Origin of the sequence: Proteiniclasticum sediminis, from assembly GCF_018128025.1 — a bacterium.
In the GTDB taxonomy this organism is placed as follows: domain Bacteria; phylum Bacillota; class Clostridia; order Clostridiales; family Clostridiaceae; genus Proteiniclasticum; species Proteiniclasticum sediminis.
Genome location: NZ_JAGSCS010000024.1, coordinates 26,357 through 32,686 on the forward strand (window position 1 = coordinate 26,357; position 6,330 = coordinate 32,686).

At 49.2% G+C, this 6,330-nt stretch carries 8 protein-coding genes; 5 read left to right on the forward strand and 3 right to left on the reverse strand.

Annotated elements, in window-relative coordinates; all coding sequences use genetic code 11:
- Positions 1–36: 36 nt before the first annotated feature.
- Both KCG48_RS13235 and KCG48_RS13240 read right to left on the reverse strand, forming a co-directional pair.
- Positions 37–1,272 (reverse strand): ATP-grasp domain-containing protein, encoded by a 1,236-nt coding sequence (locus KCG48_RS13235; protein ID WP_211802681.1) that lies wholly within the window; start codon positions 1,270–1,272, stop codon positions 37–39.
- A complete protein-coding gene (locus KCG48_RS13240; protein WP_211802682.1) occupies positions 1,172–1,969 on the reverse strand; it encodes a glycosyltransferase family 2 protein in 798 nt (265 codons plus the stop codon). Before KCG48_RS13240 ends, KCG48_RS13235 begins: the two co-directional genes overlap by 101 nt.
- A gap of 89 nt (positions 1,970–2,058) precedes the next feature.
- Between KCG48_RS13240 and KCG48_RS13245 the strand changes: the two genes are divergently transcribed.
- Complete coding sequence (locus KCG48_RS13245; protein WP_211802683.1) at positions 2,059–2,277, forward strand: sulfurtransferase TusA family protein; 219 nt, start codon at positions 2,059–2,061, stop codon at positions 2,275–2,277.
- 39 nt (positions 2,278–2,316) lie between these two features.
- Here the strand turns inward: KCG48_RS13245 and KCG48_RS13250 are convergent, their stop codons facing one another.
- The gene (locus tag KCG48_RS13250) at positions 2,317–3,216 is read right to left on the reverse strand and encodes a LysR family transcriptional regulator (RefSeq protein ID WP_211802684.1); all 900 of its coding nucleotides are present in this window, start codon (positions 3,214–3,216) and stop codon (positions 2,317–2,319) included.
- 164 nt (positions 3,217–3,380) lie between these two features.
- On the opposite strand from KCG48_RS13250, the gene KCG48_RS13255 reads away from it, so the two are divergent.
- The 4 genes from KCG48_RS13255 to KCG48_RS13270 all read left to right on the forward strand — a co-directional run bounded on the left by KCG48_RS13255 (position 3,381) and on the right by KCG48_RS13270 (position 6,202).
- Positions 3,381–4,058: a YeeE/YedE thiosulfate transporter family protein gene (locus tag KCG48_RS13255; protein ID WP_211802685.1), complete on the forward strand. Its 678-nt coding sequence runs from the start codon at positions 3,381–3,383 to the stop codon at positions 4,056–4,058.
- Positions 4,059–4,138: 80 nt separating this feature from the next.
- Entirely contained in the window at positions 4,139–4,366 is a 228-nt protein-coding gene (locus KCG48_RS13260; RefSeq protein ID WP_023384790.1) for a sulfurtransferase TusA family protein, read from the forward strand.
- Positions 4,367–4,386: 20 nt separating this feature from the next.
- Positions 4,387–4,956: a YeeE/YedE thiosulfate transporter family protein gene (locus KCG48_RS13265; RefSeq protein WP_211802686.1), complete on the forward strand. Its 570-nt coding sequence runs from the start codon at positions 4,387–4,389 to the stop codon at positions 4,954–4,956.
- Positions 4,957–4,975: 19 nt separating this feature from the next.
- Complete coding sequence (locus KCG48_RS13270) at positions 4,976–6,202, forward strand: FAD-dependent oxidoreductase (protein ID WP_211802687.1); 1,227 nt, start codon at positions 4,976–4,978, stop codon at positions 6,200–6,202.
- Positions 6,203–6,330: the final 128 nt, after the last annotated feature.

A 6,330-nucleotide genomic window follows, 5' to 3' on the forward strand; every position in this document is an offset into this window, starting at 1 on the left:
GCTTTACACGGTATATTGGCATCGTGGGCTCCTGGATTACAGAGTCCGAATCAGATTGTTGCCTTCCTCATCTCGAACGCTCATGATTCTTCTCAGTTGCTGAAGATTCTCTTCCACTTCAAGCCTTGTTTCTCCTTTGACAATGACAAACCCCGCCCGCTGGGAGGCATTCTCAATGGCCGGGAGCTCCTCCCCCACGTGAACATTGTACCCCGCATCCAGGACAAAAGGCAGGTTCCGAATCTCTTCCAAGGGAGTCAAGTCCGCCACCCTGCCTTCTTTGCAGAAGAAGAGCCGTGTAGAGTAGGGCCTTGAGTCTTCCGCTTCCGGAGCAGCCTTCAGCTCTCCCTTGTAATAATTGGGGTCCAGGCAACCTTCGATATTCATCCGCAGAACGTCCGCGCCTGTGGCGTAGGGAATCGTCAGATCCTCATAGGCGCCGCCCAGACGGCAGGCAATCTCATTGACTTTAATTCCTTCGTTTCCATGGAGGAACTGGAAATAGACAGGGCCTTCCTCTATGTGAAAATCAGTGCAGATCTTCCTAGTCAGCGCTTTCAGAGAATTTCCGTGCTCTCCCAGGTATTTCGATGGATTCTCATGGGAGGTGCAGACGCCCAGATGCTCTTGCGGAGAAAAAGTCACCCGATCAGTGATGGTGAGAATAAATACTGTTCCCCGATCCACCCAGCCGCTGACAGTGATTTCTTCATTGGCATAGAACTCCTCCACCAGGATTTCCTCACTGCGGGAGTATTTGAGGACGCTTTCCAGCATCTTTCTGACCTCCTCAACGGTATGCACCAAGAAAATCCCTCTTTGACCCTGGGAATCGAGGGGTTTTAAGACGAAGGGCGGCTGCATGCCAGACAGCTGGGCGTCTGGAAAGTTTTTCCCGATAACCCGAAATCGGACTGTAGGGATCCCCTTCTCCTGGAACTTCTCCTTCATGTATTTCTTATTAGTCACCAAAAGCGCAGTCTCATTCCGGAGGAAGGCGGATAACCCAAGATGGTTCGCCGTCTTCGTCACAGCTAGGACGGGCTGGTCCGTCCCCGCTGTCATCACCCCATCCACCCCATACTCCTGGGCACATTTCAATATATCCTCCGGGCTGAAGGCATCTGCCCTTGCCTGATAATCCGCCATTTCCTTGGCTTCGGTCGTTTCGTTAAAGTCCGCAGCCACCACTTCGTACCCCATGGACTTCATCCGCAGAATGGCATTTTTCTGGCAACTGCCCGCTCCAACCATTAGTATTCTCTTCTTCATGTCTTTTCCTTCCCCTTAGCACCAGACACTTCACCCCGTAGTTATACCAGAGCTGGGTATAGAGTACTGCGCACTTTTTCAAATTATATCCGGATTTTCCATAGACTCTTTCCCGACGGGACACTGGAACATTGGCCACATGCTGGGCATGGAGGAGCAGTTCGGCACTGAGGTAGCTAAACCTGTCCCCGCGGTCTTCCAAGTGATGGTATAGTTGTCGGGAAATCAGCCTAAAGCTGGATACCCGAAGATTTGAGAAGCTTGGGTATCTCCACCGAAAAAATTGTCCCACCAGCTTTGATCCAAAGGCTCGAAGTCCCTTGGAACCGTAATCCCCATATATGCCAAACACCAGGTCATAACCCATTTTCGCCTGGGCTATCAACTTCGGGACCTCCCGGATATCATGCTGCAGATCATCATCCATGGTAAGGACCCAGTCTCCCTTGGCCTGCAGCAAGCCCGTGAACAAAGCCCTCTGCTGTCCCATGTTAGAAGGCAGATAGATCTTCTGGATGTAATCCTTCCTGGCAGCCAGCATGCGGATCTCCTCAGCACTGCCGTCAGTGGAGCCGTCATCCACCAAGATGATCTCAAAGCTGAAGCTCCATTCGCGAAAAAAATCCTCCAGCTCCTGGACCAGCTGCCTTAATGTTGCTTTACTGTTATATACGGGAACAACCACGGAATACTCCACAGCGCACTTCCTTTCTAGGTTGAGCCACAACCCTTTGAATGCTATACTTTCATTGGATGAGATGATCTCGTCATGGAAGGACGGATAAGATGGATAAGATTGACTGCTTCGGAGATATTTGCCCAGTACCGGTCATCAAACTTCAAAACATGATTTCAACGATTTTGGAGGGAGAGTCCTTCATGATGGTCGTGGATCACAGTTGTGCCATTGAGCATATGCGTGAAGTCCTCCAGAAGGAGAACCTCGTCTGGACTATCGATGAAGTCATGAACGGAGTTTGGGAAGTCACCGTCACGAAAGAATAATCCCCCACGATGAAAAGGAGCCGAAGGGCTCCTTTTTCTTCAGCAAAAATTCTTCTCGCCGTTTTCCCGGAAGTACTTATACACCTCGGAAATCGCCCCTGTTCGGTCGCACCGTTTTCGGGTGACCAGATATATGGGGAAATCCATTTCGAAATCCCGGACCTCAATAAGCTTGTATTTTTTCTCATATAGCTCTTTTTTCACAGCCATATAGGGCAGAAAGCAGACGCCCAGATTGTTGTTCACCGAGGACTTTGCCGCGGGCACAGAATCCACCTTGAACATGACATTGATCTTCTCCATGGTCATGTTTTTTGTATCGATTTTTCGCTTTAATGTCCGGGAGATTGTCAGCGTATCATCATCCAAAAGGATCAGCTCACATTTCTCCAGGTAGCTAACGTCGATAACATCGGGGATCGTGGACTCCGCATGGGCCACAAGGACGATCTTTTCGCTTCCGATCTTCGCAAACTCCAGTTCAGTATCATCGGGTTCTTCCGTAATAAAGCAAAGGTCCGTCAGGTCATTATGAAGATCACTGAGGGAATCCAGGGTATTCTTCGCCGACAGGGCAAAACTATAACTCGGATACTTCTTCTTGACCCGGTAGAGCACGCAGGGAAGGGAGTAATCCACCAAGGACAGGTAACCGTTAATCCGGATATTTTCCGCGTTGGCATCGAGCATTTCCAGCTCTTCCTTCATCTTCTCATGAACCCTCAGCATGGTTCCGGAGTGCTTGAAAAGGATCTTTCCTGCTTCTGTGGGCTCGACCCCTTTATTGCTTCGCTCGAGGAGCTTATAACCGAGTTCATCCTCCAGCTTTTGAATGGTCTGGCTCAGTGCTGACTGGGAGATATGCTTGCTCCCGGCTACTTTCGATATGCTTTTTGTTTCGATCACTTCCCGGAAGAACTCCAGCGATGTAAGATTCATTATGTGTCACCTCAACTCTTATTATAGAGCATCCTATTTTTTCCGCCATCTGTTTTTCTTATACTGGTTCGTCAATCCGGGTATACGTTAACATTGATAATATGATAACATATGGATGTGAGATTGTTAAGAGTATAGCAAACTATTTTAAGGAGAGTGAACAAATGGCTGAAAGAACCGGCGCTTCATCAAGACGCTCTTCAGCACCTAAAAAGCCGAAGAAGAATCAGATCCCCTACGGATTTCTGACCGTGGCGGTGATCATTATCGTTGGATTTCTGCTCTATGGAAAGAATCCCACCGTTGCTTTCTTCTGGATGATCGGGAATATCTTTGGATTCATCCTTCAGAAAGGACGGTTCTGTTTCACGGCATCCATGAGAGATCCCTATTTAACCGGATCCACCTCCATCACCCGTGCGGTGATTATCGCTTTTGCCATCACTACCATCGGATTCACCGCAATCAAATACGGCTATCAGGCTGCGGGTCTTCCCATTCCCGGCCAAAGTTATGTTGTGCCGATCAGTGCAGCCACCGTCATCGGTGCTTTCATCTTCGGCGTTGGTATGGTCATCGCCGGCGGCTGCGCATCCGGAACCCTTATGCGGGTTGGTGAGGGCTTTGCCATGAACTCCATCGCTTTCCTGTTCTTCATCGTCGGGTCCCTCTGGGGAGCGCATGACTTTGGTTTTTGGAAAGAGAAGTTCATCTCCCAGGGACCTACGGTTTTCCTACCGGATATCTTCGGATGGGTTGGAGCCGTCGTGGTGCAACTCCTTATTCTTCTTCTCCTCTATATCGCAGCGGATAAGTGGGAGAAGAAAAAGGCAAACCATTAACCTTTGACAATTAATACCCTAGAACTGAAATTTTGTGAAAACTGCAACAAAAAATATTGGAAATATTGGAGGAAATTGAAATGAAAGAAGTTATGCTGGATTGTTTTGGAGAGGCTTGCCCCGTTCCACTGGTGAAGACCCAGAACAAACTCAAGGAGCTGGAAATTGGCGATGTGCTCATCGTACAGATCGACCATAGCTGTGCCATGAAGAATGTTCCGGAGTGGGCAAGAAAAGAAGGCTACAATGTGGAAGTCGAAGAAGTCGACGACGGCGAATGGGAAGTTATCATCGAGAAGAATAAATAGCACCAAGCGGAGGTGTGAAAATGGAAAAGGATAACGGAAAAAAGAAATTTTTCGACCGGATCAAATCAAATGAATACTATATCAAGTGGCTCAAGGAGCCCTTCACCTATGTCACCGCCGCAGTCCTCCTATCCCTGTTCCAGATCGTCTCCCTAGCAGCGACGAAGAATCCTTGGGGAGTCTCCGGTGCCTTCGCGGTTTGGGGAGCATGGATCTATGAAGCGGTGGGGGGAAGTGTGGACAAATGGCACTACTTCGCCTCAGAAGGAATGCAGAACACTCTCAATAACGGTATTCTAAATCATCCCGACTCCTGGCGAAACTTCGGAATCATCACCGGGGCCTTGGCTGCAACCCTTCTCGCCTCGGGATTCAAGTTTAAAAAGATCAAATCCTTCCGTCAGGTCATTGCCGCGGTGATCGGGGGTATCCTCATGGGTTATGGGGCCCGCATCGCTTTTGGCTGCAACATCGGAGCCCTCTATGGAGGAATTGCTTCCCTGTCGCTTTCCGGATGGGTTTTCGCCATCGGCATGTTCGGAGGCGCTGTCGTGGGCAGTAAACTGCTCGTGAAGTATTTTATGAAATAAGGAAGGTGAGGCAGACAATATGGGGAGAGAAAAAACTGTAGAGAATTACGATGTCGTCATCATCGGTGGCGGTCCTGCCGGTCTCTCGGCGGCAATATACGCAGGACGGGCAAGGCTTAAGACCCTGCTCCTGGAGAAAGCGCTGGTCGGTGGACTGGCTACCTATACCAATGAGATAGCCAATTACCCCGGATTTCCTGATAATCCCAAGGGAGAGACCATCACGGACCTCATGAAGAATCAGGCGAAGAACCTGGGGGTAACTTTTAAGCTCACCGCAGTGACCAGTGTGAATCTGCATGGTGAGGAAAAGGTTGTTGAGACATTTCGGAATAAGTTCCTGACGAAAGTCATCATCATCGCCACAGGGGGAAGACCAAGAACCACGGGCGGAAAAAATGAAGAAAACTACCTCTTTGACAAAGGGATCAGCTTCTGCGCTACCTGCGATGCTGCCGCAAACACAGGAAAACATGTGGTGGTCATCGGTTCTGGAGATGCCGCCATCGAGGAAGGCATGTTCCTGACCAAGTTTGCCTCCAAGGTTACCGTTTCTGTCATGCATGAAGAAGGGAAGATGGACTGTAATGAAATTGCCAAGGCTGCGGCCCTGGCCAATCCAAAAATGTCCTTCATCTGGAACACGGTGGTGGACGGCTTTGAGGGTGATGGGCACTTAAAGACCGTGATCCTCCGTAATGTGAAGACCGGTGAACTCATTCCCGTGGATTGCGATAACTGCTTCGAGTTCATTGGCTATCTTCCGAACTCGGAGCTCTTCGAGAACCAGCTTCCCCTGACCCGACAGAAGTACATCACGGTGAACAGCAAGATGGAGACCGGTATTGAAGGAGTCCTCGCCGTGGGTGACATTACCGATAAATACCTGAAGCAGATTGCCACCGCCGTCGGAGATGGAGCCATCGCCGGAACCGTGGCGGAACGCTACATCGCAGAGAAGAACATTTTCGACAATCAGATTATGCAGAAAGAAAAAACAGGGCTGATCTTTGTCTACAATGCCATCGATTGTGATGCCCGAAACTTCCTTGCAGACGTCGAAGCCATCGAAAAGTCTGCTTCAGGAAACCTTCATGTTTCGAGAATCGACACCTATAAGTCCAATGGGCTGGCCTTGAAACTCGAACTAGAAAGCGTACCGGCAGCGGTAATTACTAAGGAAGGCAAAATCACTCAGAAGATTTATGGTCTCCACAAGGATGCCATCCTGGACGCCCTGAAATAAGGAAATTAGGCCCAAAAGGCCCATGACAAAGCCCGGATTGCTCCGGGCTTTCAGACTGTAGACAAAGTAGTCATTACAAAAGTAATGGCTGCTTTTTTTGCGTAGCAATTGACTTAATATATATTTAT

What these genes read in the sequence shown, in the direction of transcription:
- KCG48_RS13235 (WP_211802681.1), bottom strand. Translation starts at nt 1,272, where the DNA reads ATGAAGAAGAGAATACTAATGGTTGGAGCGGGCAGTTGCCAGAAAAAT.
- KCG48_RS13245 (WP_211802683.1), top strand. Translation starts at nt 2,059, where the DNA reads ATGGATAAGATTGACTGCTTCGGAGATATTTGCCCAGTACCGGTCATC.
- KCG48_RS13250 (WP_211802684.1), bottom strand. Translation starts at nt 3,216, where the DNA reads ATGAATCTTACATCGCTGGAGTTCTTCCGGGAAGTGATCGAAACAAAA.
- KCG48_RS13255 (WP_211802685.1), top strand. Translation starts at nt 3,381, where the DNA reads ATGGCTGAAAGAACCGGCGCTTCATCAAGACGCTCTTCAGCACCTAAA.
- KCG48_RS13260 (WP_023384790.1), top strand. Translation starts at nt 4,139, where the DNA reads ATGAAAGAAGTTATGCTGGATTGTTTTGGAGAGGCTTGCCCCGTTCCA.
- KCG48_RS13265 (WP_211802686.1), top strand. Translation starts at nt 4,387, where the DNA reads ATGGAAAAGGATAACGGAAAAAAGAAATTTTTCGACCGGATCAAATCA.
- KCG48_RS13270 (WP_211802687.1), top strand. Translation starts at nt 4,976, where the DNA reads ATGGGGAGAGAAAAAACTGTAGAGAATTACGATGTCGTCATCATCGGT.